General features: G+C 52.7%; 28 protein-coding genes. All 28 read right to left on the bottom strand.

Going from position 1 to position 24,719, the window contains the following annotated elements; translation table 11 throughout:
• Positions 1–40 precede the first annotated feature (40 nt).
• A complete protein-coding gene (ylqF, locus tag EDM60_RS17830; RefSeq protein WP_063227664.1) occupies positions 41–940 on the bottom strand; it encodes a ribosome biogenesis GTPase YlqF in 900 nt (299 codons plus the stop codon).
• Positions 941–969: 29 nt separating this feature from the next.
• The gene (lepB, locus tag EDM60_RS17825; RefSeq protein WP_122965169.1) at positions 970–1,533 is read right to left on the bottom strand and encodes a signal peptidase I; all 564 of its coding nucleotides are present in this window, start codon (positions 1,531–1,533) and stop codon (positions 970–972) included.
• 91 nt (positions 1,534–1,624) lie between these two features.
• Positions 1,625–1,972 carry a 50S ribosomal protein L19 gene (gene rplS, locus EDM60_RS17820; RefSeq protein WP_049738740.1) on the bottom strand — a complete coding sequence of 116 codons (348 nt, stop codon included), beginning with the start codon at positions 1,970–1,972 and terminating at the stop codon, positions 1,625–1,627.
• 159 nt (positions 1,973–2,131) lie between these two features.
• Positions 2,132–2,890, bottom strand: a complete 759-nt coding sequence (trmD, locus tag EDM60_RS17815; protein WP_122965168.1) for a tRNA (guanosine(37)-N1)-methyltransferase TrmD — start codon at positions 2,888–2,890, stop codon at positions 2,132–2,134.
• A gap of 12 nt (positions 2,891–2,902) precedes the next feature.
• On the bottom strand, positions 2,903–3,421 hold the full coding sequence (rimM, locus tag EDM60_RS17810) for a ribosome maturation factor RimM (protein WP_063227667.1): 519 nt from the start codon (positions 3,419–3,421) through the stop codon (positions 2,903–2,905).
• 14 nt (positions 3,422–3,435) lie between these two features.
• Positions 3,436–3,864: a YlqD family protein gene (locus EDM60_RS17805; protein ID WP_063227668.1), complete on the bottom strand. Its 429-nt coding sequence runs from the start codon at positions 3,862–3,864 to the stop codon at positions 3,436–3,438.
• Positions 3,865–3,965: 101 nt separating this feature from the next.
• Positions 3,966–4,193: a KH domain-containing protein gene (locus tag EDM60_RS17800; protein WP_005834320.1), complete on the bottom strand. Its 228-nt coding sequence runs from the start codon at positions 4,191–4,193 to the stop codon at positions 3,966–3,968.
• 23 nt (positions 4,194–4,216) lie between these two features.
• A complete protein-coding gene (rpsP, locus tag EDM60_RS17795) occupies positions 4,217–4,489 on the bottom strand; it encodes a 30S ribosomal protein S16 (RefSeq protein WP_005834322.1) in 273 nt (90 codons plus the stop codon).
• A 113-nt stretch (positions 4,490–4,602) separates the two neighbouring features.
• Positions 4,603–6,018 carry a signal recognition particle protein gene (gene ffh / locus EDM60_RS17790; protein WP_063227669.1) on the bottom strand — a complete coding sequence of 472 codons (1,416 nt, stop codon included), beginning with the start codon at positions 6,016–6,018 and terminating at the stop codon, positions 4,603–4,605.
• Between the two features lie 10 nt (positions 6,019–6,028).
• A complete protein-coding gene (locus tag EDM60_RS17785; protein ID WP_063227670.1) occupies positions 6,029–6,367 on the bottom strand; it encodes a putative DNA-binding protein in 339 nt (112 codons plus the stop codon).
• A gap of 144 nt (positions 6,368–6,511) precedes the next feature.
• Complete coding sequence (gene ftsY, locus EDM60_RS17780; protein WP_122965167.1) at positions 6,512–7,519, bottom strand: signal recognition particle-docking protein FtsY; 1,008 nt, start codon at positions 7,517–7,519, stop codon at positions 6,512–6,514.
• Positions 7,520–7,589: 70 nt separating this feature from the next.
• Positions 7,590–11,162, bottom strand: coding sequence for a chromosome segregation protein SMC (gene smc, locus EDM60_RS17775; RefSeq protein ID WP_122965166.1), 3,573 nt, complete (start codon positions 11,160–11,162; stop codon positions 7,590–7,592).
• Between the two features lie 278 nt (positions 11,163–11,440).
• Positions 11,441–12,127 (bottom strand): ribonuclease III, encoded by a 687-nt coding sequence (gene rnc / locus EDM60_RS17770; protein ID WP_269747568.1) that lies wholly within the window; start codon positions 12,125–12,127, stop codon positions 11,441–11,443.
• 54 nt (positions 12,128–12,181) lie between these two features.
• Positions 12,182–13,423, bottom strand: a complete 1,242-nt coding sequence (gene fabF, locus EDM60_RS17765) for a beta-ketoacyl-ACP synthase II (protein ID WP_063227674.1) — start codon at positions 13,421–13,423, stop codon at positions 12,182–12,184.
• 132 nt (positions 13,424–13,555) lie between these two features.
• Positions 13,556–13,789, bottom strand: coding sequence for an acyl carrier protein (gene acpP / locus EDM60_RS17760; RefSeq protein WP_005834336.1), 234 nt, complete (start codon positions 13,787–13,789; stop codon positions 13,556–13,558).
• Between the two features lie 53 nt (positions 13,790–13,842).
• Positions 13,843–14,583, bottom strand: coding sequence for a 3-oxoacyl-[acyl-carrier-protein] reductase (gene fabG / locus EDM60_RS17755; protein ID WP_122965165.1), 741 nt, complete (start codon positions 14,581–14,583; stop codon positions 13,843–13,845).
• Positions 14,577–15,527, bottom strand: coding sequence for an ACP S-malonyltransferase (fabD, locus tag EDM60_RS17750; RefSeq protein ID WP_122965164.1), 951 nt, complete (start codon positions 15,525–15,527; stop codon positions 14,577–14,579). Before fabD ends, fabG begins: the two co-directional genes overlap by 7 nt.
• Positions 15,527–16,546, bottom strand: coding sequence for a beta-ketoacyl-ACP synthase III (locus EDM60_RS17745; protein WP_122965479.1), 1,020 nt, complete (start codon positions 16,544–16,546; stop codon positions 15,527–15,529). The genes fabD and EDM60_RS17745 overlap by 1 nt, the downstream gene beginning before the upstream one ends.
• Positions 16,547–16,551: 5 nt before the next feature.
• On the bottom strand, positions 16,552–17,559 hold the full coding sequence (gene plsX / locus EDM60_RS17740; RefSeq protein WP_122965163.1) for a phosphate acyltransferase PlsX: 1,008 nt from the start codon (positions 17,557–17,559) through the stop codon (positions 16,552–16,554).
• Between the two features lie 20 nt (positions 17,560–17,579).
• Positions 17,580–18,164, bottom strand: coding sequence for a transcription factor FapR (fapR, locus tag EDM60_RS17735; protein WP_122965162.1), 585 nt, complete (start codon positions 18,162–18,164; stop codon positions 17,580–17,582).
• Between the two features lie 125 nt (positions 18,165–18,289).
• The gene (locus EDM60_RS17730) at positions 18,290–19,258 is read right to left on the bottom strand and encodes an ABC transporter ATP-binding protein (RefSeq protein ID WP_122965161.1); all 969 of its coding nucleotides are present in this window, start codon (positions 19,256–19,258) and stop codon (positions 18,290–18,292) included.
• Positions 19,259–19,271: 13 nt separating this feature from the next.
• Positions 19,272–20,054, bottom strand: a complete 783-nt coding sequence (locus EDM60_RS17725; protein WP_233454055.1) for an ABC transporter permease — start codon at positions 20,052–20,054, stop codon at positions 19,272–19,274.
• A 10-nt stretch (positions 20,055–20,064) separates the two neighbouring features.
• A complete protein-coding gene (locus EDM60_RS17720) occupies positions 20,065–20,844 on the bottom strand; it encodes an ABC transporter permease (RefSeq protein WP_122965159.1) in 780 nt (259 codons plus the stop codon).
• Positions 20,845–21,012: 168 nt separating this feature from the next.
• Positions 21,013–21,789 carry a DeoR/GlpR family DNA-binding transcription regulator gene (locus EDM60_RS17715; RefSeq protein WP_122965158.1) on the bottom strand — a complete coding sequence of 259 codons (777 nt, stop codon included), beginning with the start codon at positions 21,787–21,789 and terminating at the stop codon, positions 21,013–21,015.
• A gap of 153 nt (positions 21,790–21,942) precedes the next feature.
• Complete coding sequence (gene rpmF / locus EDM60_RS17710) at positions 21,943–22,113, bottom strand: 50S ribosomal protein L32 (protein ID WP_005834357.1); 171 nt, start codon at positions 22,111–22,113, stop codon at positions 21,943–21,945.
• A gap of 138 nt (positions 22,114–22,251) precedes the next feature.
• The gene (locus EDM60_RS17705; RefSeq protein ID WP_063227682.1) at positions 22,252–22,770 is read right to left on the bottom strand and encodes a YceD family protein; all 519 of its coding nucleotides are present in this window, start codon (positions 22,768–22,770) and stop codon (positions 22,252–22,254) included.
• A gap of 84 nt (positions 22,771–22,854) precedes the next feature.
• On the bottom strand, positions 22,855–23,922 hold the full coding sequence (locus EDM60_RS17700) for a SepM family pheromone-processing serine protease (RefSeq protein WP_122965157.1): 1,068 nt from the start codon (positions 23,920–23,922) through the stop codon (positions 22,855–22,857).
• The gene (locus EDM60_RS17695) at positions 23,919–24,713 is read right to left on the bottom strand and encodes a patatin-like phospholipase family protein (protein ID WP_122965156.1); all 795 of its coding nucleotides are present in this window, start codon (positions 24,711–24,713) and stop codon (positions 23,919–23,921) included. The genes EDM60_RS17700 and EDM60_RS17695 overlap by 4 nt, the downstream gene beginning before the upstream one ends.
• Positions 24,714–24,719 lie beyond the last annotated feature (6 nt).

Raw genomic sequence — 24,719 nt, 5'->3', positions numbered from 1 at the left:
AACCGTCTATCATCTATGGATAGACAGGTTTTCGTGTACGTCAATCGTGATCCGTCAGTGACAGCGGCTTTCCGATCGGCTCGTCCATCTCCCAATCGATCGGACGTTCCACGGAAATCGGGCCGAGCTTCCCTGAGCGCAGCTCTCGCAAAAAGATTTCGGCTGCTTTATCGTAGTCGATGTTGCCGCCAGAGATAAGGCAACCGCGTTTTTTTCCGACTTCCTCCAGCATGGAGACGCGGTCTTCCGGCAGTTCCTTCAGCTTGAAGCGCTCAAGCAAACGCTCTGGATAATAATGCATCATATAGGCGATGACGAACAGAGCTACTTCTGTGAAGTCGATCAGCTCGTCCTTGATCGCGCCACTTGCTGCCAACCGCAGTCCGACCATCTGATCTTCGAACTTGGGCCACAAAATTCCCGGTGTATCGAGAAGTTCCAGCGTGTCGCCCATCTTCACCCACTGCTGCGCCTTCGTGACAGCCGGACGATCGCCGGTCGCCGCTACAGAACGCTTGGACAGTCGGTTGATCAACGAAGATTTTCCTACGTTGGGGATTCCTAAAATCATGATGCGAATCGCGCGTCCCTGCATGCCGCGTTCACTGCGCTTCGCCAGCATCTCGGCCGCCAGCTCCTTGCACAGCTCTGGCAGCTTGTTCACGCCTTTTCCGCTCAAAGCGTCGATCGGCAACGTGCGGATGCCTTGCTTGCGGAAGTAAGAAATCCATTCGTCTGTAGCTTTTTCATCCGCCAAATCGGCCTTGTTCAGCAAAATCAATCGCGGCTTGTCACTGACAATCTCATCAATCATCGGATTCCGACTGGAAAGAGGCAGCCGCGCATCCAGAAGCTCGATAACCACATCAATCAATTTCAGCTTTTCCGTAACTTGCCGGCGAGCCTTCGCCATATGCCCGGGAAACCATTGGATCGTCATGTTGTCTCACCTACCTTGAAGCTATGCTTTTATCTCGTCATGCGAATACTTGCGAACGGCCAAAACGTAAACTCCGCTCTGCCCACTACCGTGCTGACAGCGACAGGACCAATCGCCCTGCTGTCATGGCTGTTGAGCCGATTGTCGCCCATCACAAAAATGTGACCCGCAGGTATCGCTACAGGGGAAAAATCGTTTGTGAAAAACGGCTCGCCCTGTTGTTTCGCTTGTTCTTTATGTTGTGCAAGATATGGTTCTTCAACCAATTTGCCGTTTATGTACAGCTGATCGCCTTTCACTTCGACGGTATCGCCCGCTACAGCGATGACGCGTTTGATGTAATCGCGCGTCTTCTCTGCATGAAACACGATAATATCTCCCGGCTTCGGCTCTTGCAAATAGTAGATGGCCTTGTTTACGACCAGTTTCTCGCTGTTATGTAACGTCGTTTCCATGGACTCGCCCTCGACAATAAACGGAGCGAACAAAAAGGTACGAATGAGAAAGGCGAGAATCAAGGCAATCCCGAGCGCCTTCGTCCATTCCCATAGCTCATTTTTCTTCGTGCGACTGGAGGCTACTTCTTCGCTCATCACTTACGCCCTCCCAAGATAGCTCGTCCAACCCTGTAAATGGAAAAAAGAGGCCTGGCAAGCAGACCAGTCCCCTTTTTAAGCGTTTCGCTTATCGACGAATTTCTTTAATACGAGCTGCTTTACCTACGCGATCGCGCAGATAGTACAGTTTCGCACGACGTACTTTACCATGACGCACGATTTCGATCTTGTCGATCTTAGGCGTGTGTACTGGGAACGTACGCTCAACACCTACGCCGTAAGAAATCTTACGAGCAGTAAATGTTTCGCTGACACCTGTACCGCGACGGCGAATAACTACGCCTTCGAACAGCTGAATACGCTCACGCTGACCCTCGATAACCTTAACGTGTACACGAACAGTGTCACCAGGTCGGAACGCAGGAATATCCTGTTTCAATTGCTCTTTTTCCAATTCACGGATAACTTGGTTCATTTAAATTCCCTCCTTCCGATAGACGTTCTTACTCGTCTTGCCAAATGGTCTCGGTCATCCAGTGGAGCCGAGTCACGAGTAGCGGACCGCCTTAGTCAGCGGGCAAAATTGCCACAAGAAGTATATTAACACAGTAGGCGCTAAACTACAAGGCCCGTTCTAACTTTTTTCCTCTGCGCTTTTCTCCTGCCCCTGTTCCCGCTCCAGCTCGGCTAAAAGCTTTTTCATTTCACCAGTCAGCTCAAGCTTCGAAAGCAAGTCGGGTCGGCGCGCCTTCGTTCTGCGCAGTGATTCCTTCAAGCGCCAGCGCTCGATGTTGGCGTGATGACCGGACAGCAATATATCTGGCACCTTCCAGCCGCGAAACTCGGCTGGCCGCGTGTAGTGCGGATATTCGAGCAGCCCGGTGGAAAACGAATCCTCGACAGCAGACGTCTGGTTGCCGAGAGCGCCCGGCTGCAAGCGAACGACACTGTCGATCACCACCATTGCTGCCAGCTCGCCGCCTGTCAGCACATAATCGCCAATCGAAATCTCATCCGTGACCAGATGCTCGCGAATGCGTTCATCATATCCTTCGTAATGACCGCAAATGAACACAAGATGCTCCTCCTGCGCCAGCTCCTCAGCGAGGCTCTGGTTGTACGTCACACCTTGCGGGCACATGAGGATGACGCGCGGCTTCTTGCCCCCTGGCAGAGCCTCTACCGCCCGAAACAACGGCTCAGGCTTGAGCACCATTCCCCCGCCGCCGCCGTACGGCGTATCGTCGACTGTACCGTGCTTGCTCTCGGAAAAATCGCGAAAGTTGGTGACCTGAAAGTCAACCAGTTCCTTCTCGCGAGCTTTTCCCAAAATGCTGCTGGACAAGACGCCCGCAAACATTTCGGGAAACAGCGTAAAAATGTCGATCCGCATCCGAAGTACCTCCTACAACAAGCCTTCCATCAGATGGCAGACCACGCGTTTGTTTGCAATGTCCACTTCTTTGATGCACTCATCGATAAACGGCAGCAAAATCTCGCCACGCTGCCCTTTTACGACCCACACATCGTTGGCTCCCGGCTGCATCACATCGACGATTTTGCCGAGCGCTTCCCCTTCGTCCGTGACAACCTCGCAACCGATCAGCTGATGGATGTAAAACTCGTCATCTTCCAGCTCCATCAAAGCTTCTTCCGGGATCTTCAGCTCTCCGCCCTTGTATTTTTCGATATCGTTAATGTGGGAGTAGCCTTGGAAACTCAAAATCTCAAAGTCTTTATGGGCGCGACGGGTCTCGATTTTCAGTTTCAACGGCGCAGAGAGAGAGGCATGGAACAAAAACAGCTCGTTTCCTTTGCGAAACCGTTGATCAGGGAAATCAGTTGTTGAGGTGACACGTACTTCTCCCTTGAGCCCGTGCGTATTGACCAGCTTGCCCACCGTATAAAACTTTTGGTTGCTCACCGTATCCACTCCTTCTATTCTTCAGCCCGATGGCCTGGCGTCCGCCGAATTTCATGCACACGTCCGTCTTTTATCATGATTTCCGTTCCTGCCATGATTTCATCCCAAATATCGCCTTCCTGAATGGTAACAGGACTTTCCACGGTCTGATAGTCCATCTCGCTTCCCTCGGGAAGGCTCTCGGCCTGTTGCAGGGAAAAAGAGATTTGGGCGATTTTTTCCTTGCGTCGCCGCTCTTCCTGGGCGATCTTTTGTTGCGCGAGCGCATATGTATCCGCAGACTTTTTCTTCGCCTCGGCCAATATTTTTTTCGATTGAAATTGCCATTGCTCCCATTCGTCTCGCTGCTTGCGCAGTTGTCTGCTGTACTTGTCGATCAACACAGCACGGGAAGCTTCTGTCATAATGAGTTTGACTTGTACCGACCGAAAAATCGTGAGCATGCCCTGCCACTCCTTTCGACGTATCAGTCCACCATCTCGATTCAAACATCTCGCTATTCTTATTCAACCAAAAAAGACTGGGAAAGCTCCCAGCCTTTTTCTCAGACAATCTCAACCGTGACACGCTTGTCCGTTTCCACGGATGCCGCCATCACGACAGTGCGCAGGGCTTTAGCGATCCGTCCTTGCTTGCCGATAATCTTCCCCATATCATCCGGGTGCACCGACAATTCAAAGACGAGAGTGCGCTCTTTGTCCACTGCATTCACACGAACCTCATTCGGATGATCGACGAGAGCTTTAGCGATCGTTTCGACCAGCGCTTTCATCATCAGACCTCCAGATGACCGACTTATTTGCCGTATTTGGTTTCGTGTACTTTTGCGAGCACGCCTTCTTTGGAGAGAAGGTTACGAACGGTATCAGTTGGAGCTGCACCATTCAGGATCCATTGTACCGCTTTTTCGGTATCAATTTTCACCACTGCCGGTTGAGCAACCGGGTTGTAGTAACCGATTTCTTCAATGAAACGGCCATCGCGAGGGGAACGGGAGTCAGCTACTACTACACGGTAGAAAGGAGCTTTCTTGGAACCCATGCGTTTCAGACGAATTTTAACTGCCATGTTGTGTCACCTCCTGTATGGATCAACGCAAGATGAACATCTGCGTTGGTGCTACTATATCTGAACCATCGCGCTGTCTGACAAGTCAGCGGCGCGAAGAGATCATGCAATGCTTACTTGAACGGTGGTTTGAAATTGAAGGGGAAGTTCATGCCGCCTTGGTTGTTTCCTCCGCCCTTGCCCATGAACGGTAGTCCGAAGCCGCCTTTTTTCTTCGACTTCTTGACCATTTTGTCTGCGGCACCAGAGAATTGCTTCATCATCTTCTTCATTTCCTCGAATTGTTTGATGAACCGATTCACTTCCTGAATGCTTGTGCCGCTGCCGTTTGCAATGCGCTTGCGGCGGTTGGCGTTCAACAGATCAGGATTGGCGCGCTCCGCTTTGGTCATGGATTTGGCGATTGCTTCCACGCGGGCAATCTGCTTCTCGTCCACGTTCATTTTGCCTTTCATCTTGTTCATTCCTGGCAACATGCCGAGAATGTCTTCGAAAGGCCCCAAGTTGCGTAACTGCTGCATGGAATCCAAGAACATGTCGAAGGTAAATTCCCCTTGACGCATCTGGCGCTCCATGTCGCGCGCTTTCTCTTCATCCACAGATGCTTGCGCCTTTTCGATCAGGCTGAGCACATCGCCCATTCCCAAAATGCGGGAAGCCATGCGATCCGGATGGAACGGTTCGAGCGCATCCAGCTTTTCACCCATCGCCGCAAACTTGATCGGCTTTCCAGTGACAGCTTTGACGGACAGTGCCGCACCGCCTCGGGTATCACCGTCGAGCTTGGTGAGAACCACGCCAGTCAGTTCGAGCTGGCTGTTGAAGCTCTCCGCTACATTGACGGCATCTTGACCTGTCATCGAGTCCACGACGAGCAAAATCTCATCGGGCTTGGCAACTTCGCGAATTTGCTTCAACTCATCCATCAGCGCTTCATCGATGTGCAGGCGACCTGCCGTATCGAGAATCACGACATCCAGATGGTTTGTTTTCGCATGTTCGATCGCTTGCCGGGCGATATCAACAGGACTGACTTGATCTCCGAGAGAGAAGACGGGAACATTCAACTGCTCCCCCAAAACTTGCAGCTGCTTGATCGCAGCCGGACGGTAAATGTCCGCTGCCACCAGAAGCGGCTTCTTGTTTTGCTTTTGCAAATACTTGGCCAGCTTACCAGTTGTGGTCGTTTTCCCTGCCCCTTGCAAACCTGCCATCATGATGACAGTCGGCGGGCGGTGCGCCATCGTCAATTGAGCGACATTGCCACCCATCAGGGCGACCAGCTCTTCATTCACGATTTTGATAACCATTTGACCTGGTGTCAGGCTTTTCATGACTTCCTGGCCGACTGCGCGCTCTTTGACGCGAGCGACGAAGTCTTTTACTACTTTGAAGTTAACATCTGCTTCCAGCAGGGCAAGGCGAACTTCCCGCATTGCTTCGTTGACGACTGTTTCGTCAATTTTTCCTCTGCCGCGCAGTTTGTCAAATGCGTTTTGCAGCCGATTGGCCAAGCTTTCAAACGCCATGCGAGCCCTCCTAATCCATCTCTGACAGTTGGTGGAGCAAAGTATTCAGCTCGTCTCTTGTCTCGCTCTCTGCAAGCCCATTTACAAGCTCATTCATTCGTGCCAGCACTTCCATCCGCTTCTCGTGGCGATGTGCCAGATTAAGCTTCTGGTCGTATTCGAACAACTGCTTTTCCGCCCGCTTGATGTGGTCGTAAACAGCTTGTCGACTGACCTCGTGCATTTCCGCGATTTCTCCGAGCGACAAGTCATCCAGATAATACAGCTCCAGATATTCTCGCTGCTTGCCTTTGAGTAACGGTGCATAAAAGTCAAACAAGAGATTGACTTGATTGGTCTTTTCTAACATGAAACCAATCCTTTGCTGTGAGGTACTCGTTTCGAAACTGTAAAGGCTTTTTCTTTACAGCACGTAGATTATAGTACCTAATTCCACACCTAGTGTCAAGCATTTTTGTTGACATCTTTTTTTGACGTTCCAGACATTATGATATTACGCGTTTTCTTGCTCTTCGGCTTCATCTTTTTGAATCAATCCGGCAAACAAGGCGTGTACAAACTGTTCCGGATCGAATGCTTGCAAGTCATCCATCTTCTCGCCCAGACCGACGTATTTGACCGGGATGTTCAGCTCGTTGCGGATCGCGATGACGATACCGCCCTTCGCCGTTCCGTCAAGCTTGGTCAGAACGAGTCCGGTCACTCCGGCAGACTGCCCGAATGTTTTCGCCTGGGACAGCGCGTTTTGGCCTGTCGTCGCGTCGAGGACGAGCAAGACTTCGTGCGGAGCGCCTGGCAGTTCGCGCTGCAAAACGCGGTGCACCTTCGCCAGTTCTTCCATAAGATTGACTTTGTTTTGCAGACGTCCAGCCGTATCGCACAAAAGCACATCGACTTTGCGCGATTTGGCAGCCTGGATCGCATCGTAGATGACGGCAGCCGGATCGGAGCCTTGCTGTTGCTTGATGACGTCGACACCGACGCGCTCTCCCCATACTTCCAGTTGCTCGATCGCTGCCGCCCGGAACGTATCGCCTGCTGCGAGCAGCACGTTTTTCCCTTGCTGCTTGAACATGTGCGCCATTTTTCCGATGGTCGTGGTTTTGCCCACGCCGTTAACGCCGACAAACAGCACAACGTTCAGACGTCCGTCCTCGATGTTGAGAGAGCTGTCTGCTGCTTCGTCGTTTTTCAACAAGTTGACGAGCTTCTCGGAAAGGATCGGTTGCAGGTCCAGGGCGTTTTCGATTTTTTGTTTACGCACTTCCGACCGCAAATCGTCGATCAGCTCCATTACGGTGTTGACCCCGACATCGGACGTGATCAAGATTTCTTCCAGTTCATCAAAGAAGTCGTCGTCGATTTTTTTGTAGCGGCGGACGAGGTCCTCCACTTTTTCCACCAGCAAATCTCTCGTTTTCGCCAATCCGTCGGTAAACTTTTGCGTTACCTCTTCGGATTTTTGCACGATCGCGTCACGAAGGCGCTTGAAAAAACTCATGATCATCTTCCTTTGCGGCTATTGTTTTCTCATCCATATTGCGCTTGGGCGCAAGAAATGTCACGCCCCGTTACGAGGCCGACTCCACGAATTTGTCGCTGTCCTCCAGCTTGACGGAAACCAGCTTGGACACGCCGCCTTCCTGCATCGTGATTCCGTACAGGACGTCAGCGCTCTCCATCGTGCCTTTGCGGTGTGTCACGCAAATAAACTGCGTCTGGCGGCTGAAATGCTGCATGTACTCGGCAAATCGGTTGACATTGGCTTCATCCAGCGCGGCTTCCACCTCGTCCAGTACGCAAAATGGCACAGGTTTGACACGCAGGATGGCAAACAACAGAGCCATCGCCGTCAGCGCGCGCTCGCCCCCGGAGAGCAGAGCCAGATTTTGCAGCTTTTTGCCCGGCGGCTGCGCTACGATGTCGATCCCCGTTTCGAGCAGGTTGTCCGGGTTGGACAGAAGCAAGTCGGCGCGACCTCCGCCGAACAATTGCACGAACACATCGCGGAACTGCTCGGAAATCGCTTCAAACGTCTCCTTGAAGCGGCGCGACATCTCCGCGTCCATCTCCTGAATCACCTGGTAGAGCATATCTTTTGCTTCATTCAAATCGGCTTCCTGGGCGCTCAAAAACTGCTGGCGCTCCGAGAGACGCTCGTACTCCTCGATGGCTCCGAGGTTTACGGTGCCGAGCGCAGCGATTTGCTTTTTGATTTTGGCGACGATTTGCGTTTCCTCTTGCAAGTCTCCGCGTGGCGGGTATTTCTGCTTCGCCAGATCGTAGCTCATTTCGTATTCTTCGGAGAGTTTATTCAACAGATGGTCGAGTTCCACCTCACCCCGGTTGACTTTCACTTCTTCCTGGTGAAGCTTCTCTTCCAGACTTTTGACTTCTCTGCGAATTTCTTTTACATGTACTTCAACCTGCTCTTGTTTGTGGAAAAGGGTCGCCCGCTCGTTGCGCCGCTCGGAAATCAGCCCGGCTACCCGCTCTTTGTCCTGGCGCAACTCCGCGATGCGCTGGTCCAGTTCCAGTCCTGACGATTCATTCGTCTGTTCCAGCTCGTCGAGAGCAGCCAGATTCGCATTTTGCTCCTCCCACTCGCGCTGAAGCAAGCTTTTTTGTTCCAACAAGCGCTCCGTTTGCTCCAGTCGGGATTGATGCTCCTGCTTCACCTGGGCGTTCAATACTTTGAGGCTGGTAATTTTCTGATTCATCTCTTCTTTTGATTCCAGCTGCTCCTGACGCTTGGCTTCCGCCTCGGCAATCAGCGCATTCAGCTGCTGTTCCTCTTGTTCCAGCACAACGAGGGAGGCTTGCAATTGTTCCTGCTTCTCGGAAGCTTCTTCTCTTTCCCGCTGGTAAGCGGCGATGTCCTGCTCAACCAGCTTGGCCCGCTCGCCCAGCGAACGCCCTTCTGCTTCCGCCTGCTGCAACAGGCCCTTGACTTCCTGCTCCTTCAACCGCAAGGCTTCCCCTTCCGAGCGAAGCGTTTCTTGCTCTTCTTCCATACGGCCAAGCTCACTGGTCAGTTGCTCCATTAGCGTAGTATGTCCAGAAATTGCCTCTTCGATTTCACGCATCTGCGCTTCCAGCTCATCTGCCTGCCGATTGCGGCCGAGAAGGTTGGTGCTGTTTTTCTTCAGCGCTCCCCCTGTCATCGAACCGCCTGCGTTGACAATATCCCCTTCGAGCGTAACGACGCGATACCGATAGCCGAGTGTACGCGCGACACGGTTGGCCTGCTCCAATTTTTCCGTAATGATGACATTGCCGAGCATGCTCTCCAAAATCGGGCGGTACGTTTCCTCAAACGAAACAAGCTCGCTGGCGATCCCGACAACGCCGCCTTCTTTTGCCAGCTGCTGCTTGTCTTGTGCCTGCAAGGTGCGCGGCCGAATGACATCCAGCGGCAAAAAGGTAGCGCGGCCTGCATTGTGCTGCTTCAAATAAGCAATCGCTGCGCGCCCGGCTGCCTCGTCGTCCACGACGACATTTTGCAATGCCCCGCCGAGCGCAACTTCAATGGCTGTCTCGTATTGCTGCGGCACGACGACCAGCTCGGCTACCGCACCGTGGATTCCTTTGAAGCCTCGCTCACGGGCTTTGAGAATTTCTTTTACCCCTTGCTGGAATCCGGCAAATTCGGACTGCATTTCCTTGATCAGATCGAGTCGCGACTTGGCCGCTTCCCTGCGCTGTTCGGACTGGCGAAGCTCCCGGCGAACCTGCTCCATCCGGGCTTGTCCGTCGCGCAGACCGTCCAGCAATTGCTTGTACCTCGCCACCGTATCTTGTATCGTTTGCTCGATTTTGGCCAACCGCTCTTGCAGTTCGGCGATTTTGACCTGACGCTGCACTTCTTCGAGATCGAGCTGCTCTTTTCCAGACAGCTGACGGTCGACACGCGCCTGAGAAGTTTGCACCAATTGCTGCTGGTGACGAATTTCGTTGCGCAGGTTCGCCATTTCGTTGAGCTTTTCAAAATAGTCGCCTTTCAAGCGCTCCACGTCATCCGTCAACGATTGCACCATGGCGAAAAACTGGCCTTCGGCTTCCTGCAAAGCGGCATGGGCCTCTGTCATGCGCTGCTCCGCTTCCTGCACGCGCTGCTTTTCTTCCGCAAGCTCTGCTTCGAGCGCATGCTGCTTTTCCGTCAGCTTGTGCATTTGCTCCATCGTCTGCTGGCGATTGGCACTCAAGTTGCGCATCCGCTCGCGCAATACTTCGCGCTGGCCTTCTACTTTTTCGGTTTCCTCGCTCACGGTCAAAAGAACTTGCTGCAACTCCTCAATCGACTGGTCGATTTGCGTGACAGAAAAGCGGGCTTGCTCCAAATCCGCTTCGTGCTTGCTCGCTTCCGTCGTCTGCGTAATCAGTTGCTCGCGCAGTTCCTGCACACGCTGCGATGCAGCCTCCCACTTCGTATGGGCCGCCTCGATTTGTTGCACGTACAGAGCCACTTCATGCTCGACCAGCTTGCGGTGCAGCTCCTTGTAGGTTTTCGCCGTCTCGGCCTGCTCCTGCAACGGTCCAATCTGCTCCGTGATCTCGCTGACGATATCGTGGATGCGAATCAGGTTTTGCTCCGTGTCGTCCAGCTTCTTCTCGGCCTCTCGCTTGCGGGTCTTGTACTTGACGATTCCCGCTGCCTCTTCAAAAATTCCCCGGCGATCTTCCGATTTGGTACTGAGGATTTCTTCGATTTTTCCCTGACCGATAATGGAATACGCTTCTTTTCCCAGACCCGTATCCATAAACAGCTCCATAATATCTTTCAAGCGGCACGATCGGTTGTTTATGTAATACTCACTGTCGCCAGAGCGGTACACTCTGCGCGTAACGGAAACCTCCGAATATTCCACATCAAGCGAGCGATCGGTATTATCCAAGGTTAATGTCACTTCAGCAAAATTCACTGGCTTGCGCTTGTCGCTGCCCGCGAAAATGATATCTTCCATCTTCGCCCCGCGCAGCGATTTGGCGCTTTGTTCCCCGAGCACCCAGCGAATCGAGTCGGAAACGTTGCTTTTGCCGCTTCCGTTCGGGCCGACTACTGCTGTCACTCCCGGTACGAACTCCAATTCCGTCCTGTCGGCAAAAGATTTGAATCCTGCCAGCTCCAGACGTTTCAAATACATACGTACGATCCTCCTTACCAAACCCCACCCTGTTTGCTCGCCACCTGCTGTTATTTGCCGAGTCCGGCAAAACACGCGGCCCAGATTGGATGGGTACCCGAAAAGAGCCCCTGCATGAGACAGGAGCTACTCCACTGCGAGGTTTCTTGGGTCTTTCCCCGTTAAGTGTATCATAGAAAGCCGTCATCACGCAGTATTTTCCCAGCTTTTCCAAGTCGGAACAAAGAAAGCTACACCACCTGCCTTTCGCAGATGATGCAGCTCCCTTTTCCGAGCTTTTATTTATCCCCCAGCTTTACCAATGCCCGCGCGGCGGCCTGCTGTTCCGCTTCCTTTTTGGAGCGGCCCGAGCCGATGCCAAGCGAACGATTGTTCAAAAGCACCTCAGATACGAACTCTCGATTGTGAGCTGGTCCTTTTTCTTCTACAATGCGATACTGGATGTCTCCCAGATTGTCCTGTTGAACAAATTCCTGCAACTGGCTCTTGAAGTCTGTAACCTGGGCAAACTCTCCCTTGTCGATTCTCGGATAAACGTATTTTTCCATAAAAGAAAACACGGCATCCAGGCCCTGATCCAAATAGAGGGCGCCAACAAAAGCTTCAAATACGTCCGCTAGCAAGGCAGGTCGCTGACGGCCGCCCGTCAGCTCTTCCCCTTTTCCCAGCAAAACGAGATCGCCAAAATTCAGTAGCTCAGCAAATTTAACCAGAGAAGGCTCACAGACAATCGCTGCCCGCAGTTTTGTCATCTCTCCCTCGCTCATCTTGGGAAAAGTTTTGTACAAAAACTGGGAAACCGTCAATTCGAGCACCGCATCTCCCAAAAATTCCAGCCGTTCATTGTCTGATATCCGTTTGCCGCGTTGCTCGTTCACGTAGGAAGAATGGGTGAATGCCTGCCGCAGAACGCTTTCATCATGAAAGCGAAAGCCGATCTTCTCTTGCAGCTGCGCAAAATTCATCACCCTCACCACCATTCCAGGAGACTGCCTACTTTTTCTCTCAGTAGGGCTCATTTATGCTTCGTATCGCTTCAGGATCACCGTAGCATTATGACCGCCGAATCCAAATGTATTGGACACAGCCACATGGACGGTCGCCTTGCGCGCATGGTTAGGAACATAGTCGAGATCACATTCCGGATCAGGATTTTCCAGGTTGATGGTAGGAGGAAGCACCTGATCGCGCAGAGCGAAAGCAGTCGCGATCGCTTCAATACCGCCTGTGGCGCCGAGCAAATGGCCTGTCATCGACTTGGTGGAGCTGACAGCCAGCTTGTAAGCGTGTTCGCCAAAGACGTCTTTGATCGCCTGCGTTTCTGCGATATCCCCTTGGTCAGTGGAAGTTCCGTGTGCGTTGATATAGCCTACTTCTGTCGGGTCGATTCCCGCGTCACGCAGGGCGTTTTTCATGCAGCGCGCAGCCCCTTCTCCCCCTGGAGATGGAGAAGTGATGTGATGGGCGTCAGCACTCATGCCATAGCCGATCACTTCGGCGATGATGTTCGCGCCGCGCTTTTTCGCATGCTCGAGTTCTTCCAGAATCAGGACGCCTGCCCCTTCTCCCATGACAAAACCATCGCGATCCTTGTCAAAAGGACGGGATGCTTTTTGCGGCTCGTCGTTGCGCGTGGACATCGCTTTGGCGGAACAAAAGCCGGCAAACGCCATCGGGCGAACGGTCGCTTCCGCTCCACCTGCGATCATCACATCGGCATGATCAAACTGGATCAAACGCAGAGCGTCGCCGATTGCGTTCGTCCCCGTTGCACATGCGGTAATCGCACTGGATGTTGGCCCTTTTGCACCGTATTGGATCGATACTGCTCCAGACGCCATGTTCGCAATCAGCATCGGAATAAAGAACGGACTCACGCGGCGCGGTCCTTTTTCCAACAGCACGGAATGCTGCTCTTCCCATGTAGACAGCCCGCCAATACCGGACCCGATGTATACACCCACTCGTTCCGCATTTTCTGGCGTGATTTCCAGTTTCGCATCCTCTACCGCCATTTTGGCAGCAGCCAATCCAAACTGAACGAATCGGTCTGTACGTCGTATTTCTTTTTTGTCCATATACAGCTCGGGATTGAAGTCTTTTACTTCTCCCGCAATCTGTGTCGGATAATCAGTAGCGTCAAAAGCAGTCAGGCGGTCAATGCCTGATTTTCCTTCCAGCAAACTGTTCCAGAAGGTCTGCGCGTCATTTCCCACCGGAGAAATAACACCGACGCCCGTAATCACCACTCTTCGTTTCATTGCGATCACCTCTATATGAAAGTCAGCAGTCAGCCTGTTACTTACACTTCATGCCCAACATAGCTTCCCCGTATGTATTCTCTGCAATTGAAGGAGAAGTCCCGTATGGTACGGGACTTCCAACTGATGGATCTACTTGTGAGATTCTATGTATTTAACAACCTCACCAACAGAAGTGATCTTTTCAGCATCTTCGTCAGAAATCTCTAAATCAAACTCGTCTTCGAGTTCCATTACGAGTTCCACTACATCCAGGGAGTCAGCGCCCAGGTCTTCTTTGAAAGAAGCTTCCAAAGTAATCTTGGACTCATCTACACCCAGACGATCGACGATGATTTTCTTCACGCGTTCCAATGTATCTGCCATCTTGCTTCACCCCCTCTCCCGTATTATAGTGGATGAGCTTTCAAAAAACCAGTTTACATATACATGCCGCCGTCTACATGCAAGGTTTGGCCTGTCATGTAGTTGGCTGCATCAGAAGCAAGGAACAAAACAACAGACGCGATGTCTTCGGTTTGACCGAGACGGGCGAGTGGAATCTGGCTGATCAGGCCCGCTTTGATGTCTTCCGGCAGGACGTCTGTCATTTCTGTAGCGATGAAACCTGGCGCTACCGCGTTCACGGTGATGCCACGGCTCGCCAGCTCGCGTGCAGCAGTCTTGGTCAGACCGATGACGCCTGCTTTAGCCGCTACGTAGTTTGCTTGTCCCGCATTGCCGAGTACACCTACAACGGACGTGATGTTGATGATTTTTCCCGAACGCTGCTTCATCATCGGACGAGTAGCTGCTTTCAGGCAGTTGAACACGCCTTTGAGATTCGTGGCGATGACGTCATCCCACTCTTCTTCTTTCATGCGCATCAACAAGTTGTCGCGGGTAATCCCTGCGTTGTTGACGAGAATGTCGATGGTCCCGAAGTGGTCGAGCGCCGCTTTGAACATGTCGCCCACTTCTTCTGTCGAGGACACATTGGCGCGAACCATGATGGCGTCGCGGCCGAGCTCCTTGATCATCGCGACTGTTTCACTGGCTGCCGCTTCGCTTCCTGCGTAGTTAACGACCACATTCGCTCCTGCTGCGGCCAGCTTAAGTGCGATCGCGCGGCCGATTCCGCGGGAAGCGCCTGTGACGAGTGCTGTTTTTCCTGTTAGCATAATACCCCTCCGTTCAAAAGCTCAGTCAAGGACTCCATATCCTGTACAGAAATAATCGTCGTGTCTGCCGGAGCGATTTTTTTGATCAGTCCAGCAAGCACTTTTCCTGGCCCGATCTCCACAAAAGTGGTCACGCCCGCTTCCACCATCCACTGTACGGAATCCTCCCACAGAACTGGAGCCGATACTTGCGAAACCAGTTGTTCCACAATCGCCGCCGCTTCGGTAACAGGTCGCGCCGTTACGTTTGCCACGACCGGAACGGTTGCTTCCCGGACAGATACGCCTGCAAGCACGGCCTGCAATTTATCCGCAGCAGGCTGCATGAGGCTGGAGTGGAACGGTCCGCTTACGTTCAGCGGCAGAACACGCTTCGCCCCCGCTGCCTTCGCCTGCTCGCCAGCCAGTTTGACACCTTCGGCGGAACCGGAGATGACAATTTGGCCCGGACAGTTCATGTTCGCCGGTTGTACCGGGTGTCCGGAAGCAGTCACGTCTTCGCAAATCGCTTGCAAAGCGGAGCGCTCCATGTTCAGGACAGCTGCCATCGCGCCCTGCCCTGCCGGAACCGCTTCTTCCATGAATTGACCGCGTGCACGGACCGTTTTTACCGCGTCAGCAAAAGACAGCGCTCCTGCTGCAACCAGTGCCGAATATTCGCCCAGACTGTGTCCAGCCACGAAAGCAGGCGTGTATTCGGGAAGTTTTTCTTTCAAAGCTGCCAATACCGCGACGCTCGCCGTCAAAATCGCCGGCTGCGTGTTAGCCGTCAGCTTCAGTTCTTCTTCCGGGCCGTTGAAGCACAAGCCGGACAGCGAAAAGCCGAGCGCTTCATCTGCCTGCTGAAAAATGTGGCGGGCTGCCTCCGACTGTTCACTGAGCGCTTGGCCCATTCCTACGAATTGCGAGCCCTGCCCCGGAAAAACAAATGCTACTTTCCCCACTACTGTCCGCTCCCTTCTGCTGGCGTGGTCGACCATTTCAAGAGTGTCGCTCCCCAAGTCAATCCGCCGCCAAAGCCTACGAGAATCACATTGTCGCCTTCTTTGATGCGTCCAGCTTCAACCGCTTCATCGAGTGCAACCGGAATCGATGCAGAAGACATGTTGCCGTAACGGTCGAGGTTGATCGCCACCTTTTCTTCGGACAAGCCGAAGCGTTGCACAGCCGAATCGATAATTCGCTTGTTCGCCTGGTGCGGCACGAGCAGATCGATATTTTCGCGGTCTACGCCCGCTTTGGCAAGAACCGCTTCTGTGGCAGAGTTCATCACGCGCACAGCGAATTTGAACACCTCTCCGCCCGCCATGGCCAAATAGTGCAGATCGTTTTCCACCGATTCGCTGGAAGCAGGGATGCGCGAGCCGCCCGCTGGCAGACACAGCAAAGGTCCGCCCGATCCGTCTGCACCCAATTCAAACGACTGGAAGCCGAAGCCTTCTTTCACTTCGCCGATGACAGCAGCACCCGCGCCGTCGCCAAACAGCACGCAAGTATTGCGGTCTTTATAGTTCGTAATTTTGGACAGCGTTTCAACCCCTACTACCAAAATGTGCTTGTAAAACCCATTGGCGATGAACTGGGTCGCTGTCGTAATGCCGTACAAAAAGCCGGTGCAGGCAGCAGACAAATCTACCGCAGCCGCACGCTTTGCTCCCAGCTTTTCCTGCAAAATGCAGGCAGTGGATGGGAACATCGTGTCCGGCGTCACCGTAGCGACGATAATCATGTCCAGTTGCTCTGCGCTGATGTTGGCTTTTGCCAACGCTTTTTTCGCAGCTTCGTAAGCGAGATCAGAAGATGCTTGCTCAGTCGAGCAGATCCGGCGTTCCCGGATTCCAGTACGGGAAACAATCCACTCATCAGATGTTTCCACCATTTTTTCCAGATCGAAGTTGCTAAGCACCCTGTCAGGGGTGTAAGAACCTGTAGCCAAAATGCCTACTGAACGCTTTTTATCCATCTGCCTCACTCGCTTTCTCCCGTTATATTTTTCTGTAGTGCCTGCGCAATGACTTCATTGACATCTTGCCGCACAAAGCGAGCTGCGCTGGCAATCGCGTTTTTCATCGCTCTCTCGTCAGAGGAGCCATGAGCCTTGATCACAGGGCTTTTCAAGCCCAATAACGGCGCTCCCCCGTATTCCGCGTAGTCCATTTTCTTCTTGAAGCGCATGAGTCCCGGCTTTAAGATGGCCGCTCCTACTTTATTAATCAGACTCGAAGTAAACTCCTGCTTCAACTGCGAAAAGATTGTGGAAGCAGCGCCCTCTACCGCTTTCAGCAGCACGTTGCCGACGAAGCCGTCACAAACTAGCACGTCACATGCCCCTTCCATGACGTCGCGCGCTTCCACATTGCCGACGAAATTCAGGTCTGCCTGGGACAGCAGCGGGAACACCGCTTTGGTCAGCTCATTCCCTTTGCCTTCTTCTGTCCCTACGTTGAGCAGTCCTACTTTTGGATTTTCGAATCCAAGCACTTTTTCTGCGTACAGGCTGCCCATCACCGCGTATTGCAGCAGGTGATGCGGCTTCGCATCCATGTTGGCCCCCACATCAAGTGTGAGTGTTACGCGGCCTTTTTTATTCGGGATATAAGCGGCAAGCGCCGGGCGCTCGATGCCTTCCATGCGGCCCGTGTACAGCAAACCTGCCGTCATGAGCGCACCCGTGTTTCCCGCCGAAATCGCTGCATCCACGATCTTTTCACGTGCCATCTCAACTGCAACAACCAGCGAGGAATTTTTCTTGCGACGTACAGCTCGAACCGGCTCATCATCTGGCAAAATCACTTCTGTCGTAGGAACAATCTCGATGTTTGCCGGCGCGTCTTGCGGCAAGTGGTTCCGAATGGCTTGTTCATCTCCCACCAGTACAACCGTAATGGCCGGGTTTTCCTTGATGGCAGCAAGTGCTCCTAATACTGTACTTTGTGGTGCGTTGTCGCCGCCCATCGCATCAACTGCAATTCGCAACCGTGTCTCCTCCTTACCTCTCATTCATGCCGATTTTGTGCGACAGTCATTTCCACAACCCGGAATGTCGCTGTAAAGACCAATTCACCTTGAACTTTCGTCTCCACGCGCACTTTGCACTCGTCGCCGTCTCGGCTGCGTACTACTGCCTTCGCGACCAGCTTTTCGCCAATGCGCACGGGGCGCACAAAGCGAATCCGGGCTGTAGCTGTCAGCGCCACATCGGCATTAATGACTGCTACTGCCAAAGAGTTAGCCTGGGCAAAAATATAATGGCCCCGGGCAATTTGTGTTTTGGAAAAAACGTGCTCTTCTTTTATTTCCAATACGGAAATAGCTTGGGAATCGAGCTGCAAGTCGATGATCTCCCCGATTACTTCCTCAATCCCCAACGACTTCACGGGATCGAGGCTTTTCTCCGCAACCGATTTGATCCGCTCCCGAAGCTCCGGAATCCCAAGCTCCAATCGATCTAGTCGTATTGTTTGAATGCTGACATGAAATAACTCAGCCAGATCTTCGTCCGTCGCAAATGGATTATCCGCCAGCGACTGCACCAAGCGGGTCTGGCGGTCTTTTTTTGGCAAGCGGGCGATGCGAAACACCCCCTAGCAAGATTCTTGTTTCGGATATGTATGATTGCGAGCTGTTTTTAATACCAGGTACCAAAACAGTATAAGGGAGAACGTTGGCAATTACAAGTAAAGTTCTTGAAAATGGGTAGCTCTCCCTAGCGGTACATTAGCCGAATGATCTCCTCAATCCCGGGTTCCTTCATCTGGATGTCCAAAGGCTCCCCCCAGCCAGCCACTTCTGCCAAGATGCGCGGCGAAGAAATTTTTCCTTTGTCAAAATGAACGGACAAAACATTGCCGGACAACTCCAGCCGTTCAATCCCTGCCAACTCGGCACCCAGGCTTGGCGGCTGGCGATATTCAACCTGAATCAGACTGGGCAAACCGATTTGGCGGCGCATGTCATCCAATGTCGTGTCCATCATCTTTTTGCCGTGATTGATGACGATAATCCGCTTGCACAATTGCTCGATATCGTCCATGTCATGCGTCGTCAGCAAGATCGTCTTTTTCTGCGTCTCGTTCACTTCTTTTAAAAAGGCGCGGATGCTCGTCTTGGCGACCACATCCAGCCCGATTGTCGGCTCATCCAAAAACAGCACAGGAGGATCGTGCAAAAGCGCTGCCGCCAAATCCGCTCTCATCCGCTGTCCGAGCGACAGTTTGCGCACAGGTGTATCCAGAAATTCGCGCATATCCAGAAGCTCCTGGTAAAGCTCCATCGAGCGCCGATACGTGCGCGAATCGATTTTGTACATCGCCTGCAAAATCTCGAATGAGTCTTTGACGGGCAAGTCCCACCACAACTGCGTTCGCTGCCCGAAGACGACGCCGATGCGCGAAGCGACCTGTATCCGGTCTTTTTGCGGACTGTAGCCGCCAATGCGGATTTCTCCCCGACTGGGGTGCAAAATGCCGGACAGCATCTTGATCGTGGTCGATTTCCCCGCTCCGTTCGGGCCGATGTAGCCGACGAACTCCCCTTCCCCGACGGAAAAGGAGATGTCGTCTACAGCCTTGACCTCACGCTGCTCCCGGGAAAACAAGGTGCGCACCGAGGCGAAGCGGCCTTTTTTCTCCGGAGACAAATAGAACGACTTGCCGATATGTACAGCTTCTATCATGATGAAAACCTCCTCAGCTTCCCGTAGAGTGATAATGTCGTATGCCTATCTTCCAAAAGGTGAGTGCCAAAAACAATGCGGTCGCCGCCGCAACAGGCGCCAGCAGCGGGTAGTACCAGCCTCCCCCTTTTCCGAGCAAGGCCAGCATCGGCAAGTAATTCATGTACGCGATCGGCAAGGCGGTAAAAAACAGCCATTTCAGCCAGCCTGGATAGAGCGAAATCGGATAGTTGGAGGCATTCGCCGGCGCGTAGATCGTAAAAGTCAGGATGTCTCTCATTTGATGCGTCCAAAAAGAGAGAGCCGCCGAAGACAACGCCATGGAAAAATAAATGACCCCGCCCGAAAGAATCGCGATCGGGGAAAAGACGATCAACCAGAGCAAATCTGCCCCTTCCCGGGCAAGTCCCGCAAGCGAGAGCACCAGCACTGCCACGCCTTGCACGATGCCGCCAATCCGCGAAAGGTCGAGATTGCGCGTAAGCAAAAGCAAGAGCGGCGATACCGGGCGAATCAGCATCTGGTCAAATTCTCCGTGCACGACATACTTCTCAAAATCGTTCACTTCCGGAGCAAACAGCCGATACAAGGAGACAGATGCCGAAGAAATGCCGTAAAGCATGCCGACCTCGTAAATATTCCAGCCAGCCACATCGTTGAAGCGGTGCAAAATGGCGGAAAGAATCACAAAATCGAGAACCATAATCATGCCGGTCGTAGCCGCGCTCGTAATGAAATTCATTTTGTACTGCATTTGCGAGCGGAGACTGGCTGCGATCAGCTTTCGATAAAGCATGAGCACGTCGCTACCCCCCTTGTATTTCCAGCTTTCTTCTTGCTTGCTTCGTCACAGCGAGAGCGACTGCTGTCAAAATGACAGCCCACAGCAGCTGAACCCCGATGCTGTAGGCCGGAGCAAGCTCCAGCCAGTTCATGACCGGATAGTAAATCATGGCGGCAAAAGGCAAAAACGGAGCCAGCTGCCCGAGTACCCCCGGCATCAGATCGACAGGGATCATCTGCCCGCCAAAGCCGAAAACAAGCGAGAGCAAAATGAGGTGCAGCCAGCGCACCTCGGTCGTCCAGAAAGAAGAAATGCCGACCAAATAAAAAAGGAGCATGCCTACGTAGGCAGCCAGCAGAAGCGAGAGCAAAAACAAGAGGTACGCAAGCGGATCGGAGGGGAAAGAAAAGCCTACCGCAAGCCCAAGCAAAAGGCCGATCGGCAGACTGCGGTAACAGGCGTTGTAGAGCAGGCGGCCAAACTCCTGGCTCAAGGTGTACCACAAGTAATGGACAGGCTTGATCATGTCGAGGCTGACCGCTCCGCTGCGCACCCCGACCTGCACATTCAGCCCCGGTGACATGAACGTCGTCACCCAAAGCACGCTTTGGCAAATCGCGATGTAGCAGGCCATCGTTTCCGCGTCGTACGGGCCGTGAACGGCTTTGCCTCGCAGGACTCCCATCCAAATGGCAATAAAAACAAGCCCAAAAATCGAGCTCGCCACATTGTTGATCAGATGAGAGAGACGATACTGAAGATTGCGTCGATAGCTTTTGCGGATAATCCGCCAGTAAACCATAAGAACCTCCTCGTGGAAAAGTCAGGAATAACAGGATAGCAGGGCTCCTATATGATTGCAAGCAAAAAAAGAGAAGGCTCTTCAAAAAGAAGAACCTTCTCTGATAAATCCATCTGCTGTCACGCGGGGTCTCCCTTCACGCCAGCCAGATGAAATCTACCCGCTATTTCATGCGTCTTTGCCGTTTTCAGCGGCTACCAATACGTCTACCTCGCTCTTGTCGAGGGCTTCGGCCATTTCCCGCCCTGGTGCGCGGTCCGTCACGATCAAGTCGATCTGATCCAGACTGGCTACCCGGTACAACATGCTTTTTCCGAATTTGGAGTGGTCAGCAAGAATAATCACCTGATCCGCCCGCTTCATCATCTCCCTGATCACATAGCCGTGATCTTCATCCGGGGAAACAAGCCCGCCCGTCGTCAGCCCGCAAGCTCCGACCAGCAACTTGTCGACGTGGTAATTCGCCAGATTTTCTACGGTTCGGGTGCCGTGCACACACTGATCTTGCGGGTTCACATCTCCGCCGAGCATTTTCACAAGCACGCCTTCCTTGCGCGAAACACTGGCTGCTGTAGCCAAGGAGTTTGTAATGATGACATGGTCTTTTGTCTGCAACGATTCTACCGTCAGTTGAACCGTCGTGGATGCGTCAAGCAGCAAATAGTCGCCGTGTTTGATCAAACGCGCGGCAGCCTGCGCAATCCGACGCTTCCCTGTCAAATCGAGCTGCATGCGCTCCTGATGAGAAAAGCTTTTTTTGCTCAAGCTAGGCAAAATCGCTCCACCGCGAGTCCGCAAGATTTCTCCCTGCTCCTCCAGCTTGACGATATCTCGCCGGGCCGTATCACGGGAGACGCCGAATTGCTCCACGACTTCCTGTACACTGATTCGGTGGTGCTGCTGCAAATATTGCAGGATCGCGGTCAATCGCTCTTCCTGGTACATCACGGTTTCACTCCATCCTTGCCTTTCTTCCTCATTGTAAGTCATTTACGCATTTTAAGCAATATCATTTAAGTATTCATAAGCATTAATAAGTAAAATGAAGGCACAAAAAAAGCAAGGTGATTGCTCACCTCACTTTTTACGCAGCAAAGCTTACTTTGCTACTTTCACACCTTTGTAGTGACCGCAGCTTGGGCAAACACGATGCGCAAGCTTGTATTCGCTGCAATTATCGCATTTGATCATGCCTGGAATCTCTAATTTGAAGTGCGTACGACGCATTCTTTTACGGGTTTTGGAAGTTCTCCGTTGAGGTACTGCCATCTTCCTTACACCTCCTTCAACTGACAAATGCTAAGATGCTCTATTGGGTGGACAGTATAGGCCAAAAGCTTATGCCGTCCTTCAAAAATGAGACGCTGCATCCGAAGATCGGCGCCTCACCTTGAAAACAAGAGAATACTACTTGCTGTCCTTGAAAAAGTCAGCCAACCCGGCCAAGCGCGGGTCAATCCGCTCATTCTTGCAGCTGCATGCCACTTCGTTGCGGTTTACGCCACAACTCGGGCACAATCCTTTGCAATCTTCCTCGCACAGCGGGAAGGTTGGCATCGCGAGCAAAAAGTCCTCTTGCAACAGCGCAGTAAGCTCGATCTCGTCTCCTTCCAGTGGAAGGATGTCGCTGTCTTCGTCCTCGCTTATGATAGGATCATCTGCCAAAGCAAAGGTCTCGGAGAAGTCTATTGCCGCGTGATGGGTAAAAGGATTCAAGCATCGGGCGCAGACGAAATCGACATCGGCCTTCATGCTGCCTTTTACATAGTAGAGGTTACCGAGCTGTACAGCTTCGCCCTCGGCATTCACAGGAGTGATCCCGCGAATCTCGTTATGGCGACCTTTCAGTTCTGCTGCATCGAGCGTCAACTGAAACGGCAGTGCCTCTCCTTTTCGGTGTTCCAACTCTGCTAACTTAATGTTCATAGCACTTCACCTCATGCACAACAAGGATGATTATAGCCCGTGCAAAAAGCTTTGTCAACCATTTTTCCTTGACAGCTTGTTTGCTCAGGAAGATTTCGGTTTTTGTCCATCCAGATACGCAATCGCATCCTTTACTGTCTTGATGGGAACGATCTGCATGGAAGTTCCAATCCGTTTTGCGGTAGCCAGCGCTTCCTGATAATTGGAGGTTGCATCAAGCGTATCCTCGGGTGCAAAGAAAATTTCCGCCCCTGCTTTGTCAGCCGCGATGACCTTGTGGTTGATCCCGCCGATCCGGCCGACTGTCCCATCCAGTGAAATCGTGCCTGTACCGGCGATTTTATAGCCTTTTGTCAAATCTTTCGCCACATCGAGCTGATCCAAAATCTCCAGCGTCATCATCAGCCCGGCAGATGGTCCACCGATCCCTTGCGACGCGATCGTTACTTTTTTCGGAATCACGATCTCTTGCTTGTTGTCCGGACGCACCCCGATGCCGACGGACTTCGACTCTGGCAGTGGTTCCAAGGTTACCATCGTTTTCCCTTCTTGTCCATCTCTTGTATATGTAATCTCGACCTGATCGCCTGCCTTTTTGCTGGCGAGAGCTTGCAGCAAATCTTTGGCTTCGGCGGTGCGCACTCCATCGACGGCGGTGATGACGTCGCCGATTTTCAGCACTTTTTTGGCGGGAAGTCCTTCGATTGTGCCCATGACCCAGACGCCTTCTTTTTCGATCTTGACATCGTAGCCAGCCAGGCGAAAAGCGACCGCTTCGGCGATCTTTTGCGAATTGTCCATCACGGCTTGCTCGCGGCGGACGAAGTCTTCGTTGTCCTCCCCTTTGCTGACCACCAGCTCTTTCGGCATCAGCTCGGCATCAGGCGACATGTTCGCGTAGACGTACCAAGCGAGATTCGCCTCACCCATGCGCACAGTCGTAAGCATGAACGCGCCTGTTTCGTCCTTTTTGCCGCCTTCTACGTCGATCATCGGGCCTAGCGCGATAGCCGAGCCTGGCCTTGTCACATAGTAATTGGTCGGGATAAAAAAAGACAGTCCAGCCACAATCACAATCAAGGCCAAAACCCAGCTAAAGCCTCTGGCTCCTCGCGATCTGCGCGTTTGTCTATAAAGTTGGTCCTCGTTCATCCGTTTTCCTCCCAGTTCGCAATCAGTTGCTGGATGCGCTCTGCTTGTGCTGCACCCTCGCGTTCCCCGAGTTCGATGATTTCCTCCACGCCAGAGTAGGCAATACTGCTATAATGTCCAACATCCGGGCGGATTACGATATCCGCAGCAATGATCCTGTGGCGGAGAATTTCCCGTTCCATCACATCAATCGTCTGGGCAATGACGTCGAAGATGCTGTTCACCTTCATTGGCGTATCGACCTGGGCCACATCGACTGCAATGACGATATCCGCTCCCATGTCTTTCAGCACCGTCACAGGCACGCGGTCAATGACACCGCCATCGACCAGCAGACGCCCGCCAACCTTTTCCGGGACAAATATGCCTGGAATGGAAATGCTCGCCCTGACTGCCTGATCAATCGGCCCATCGCGGAATACAACCCGTTCGCCGGATTCGATGTCAGTCGCCACAATCGCCAAAGGCTTGCCCAGTTCTTCCATCCGCTTCCCGTGAGTGAGCAGCTTGATCAACTGCTTGATTTTCTCTCCCGCGACAAACCCCATGCTCGGTACGGTCAGATCAAGCCAGTGCTTGCGCTTCAGATTGAGCGCGAGCTTCGCCATCATGTGCGGCTCGATTCCGTTTGCATACACCGCCGCAATCAAACTCCCCATACTGCTGCCCGCAAGCATGTCGATCTCGATTCCTTGCGCCTCCAATGCTTTCAAGACACCAATATGCGCAAAACCGCGGGCCCCGCCTGAGCCTAGCGCTACCCCCACGGTTGGCTTTCGCTTCGCCGTCATGCAAAC

Source organism: Brevibacillus parabrevis, assembly GCF_003710905.1.
Lineage (GTDB): Bacteria > Bacillota > Bacilli > Brevibacillales > Brevibacillaceae > Brevibacillus > Brevibacillus parabrevis.
This window is presented reverse-complemented; position numbering and strand designations above follow the sequence as displayed.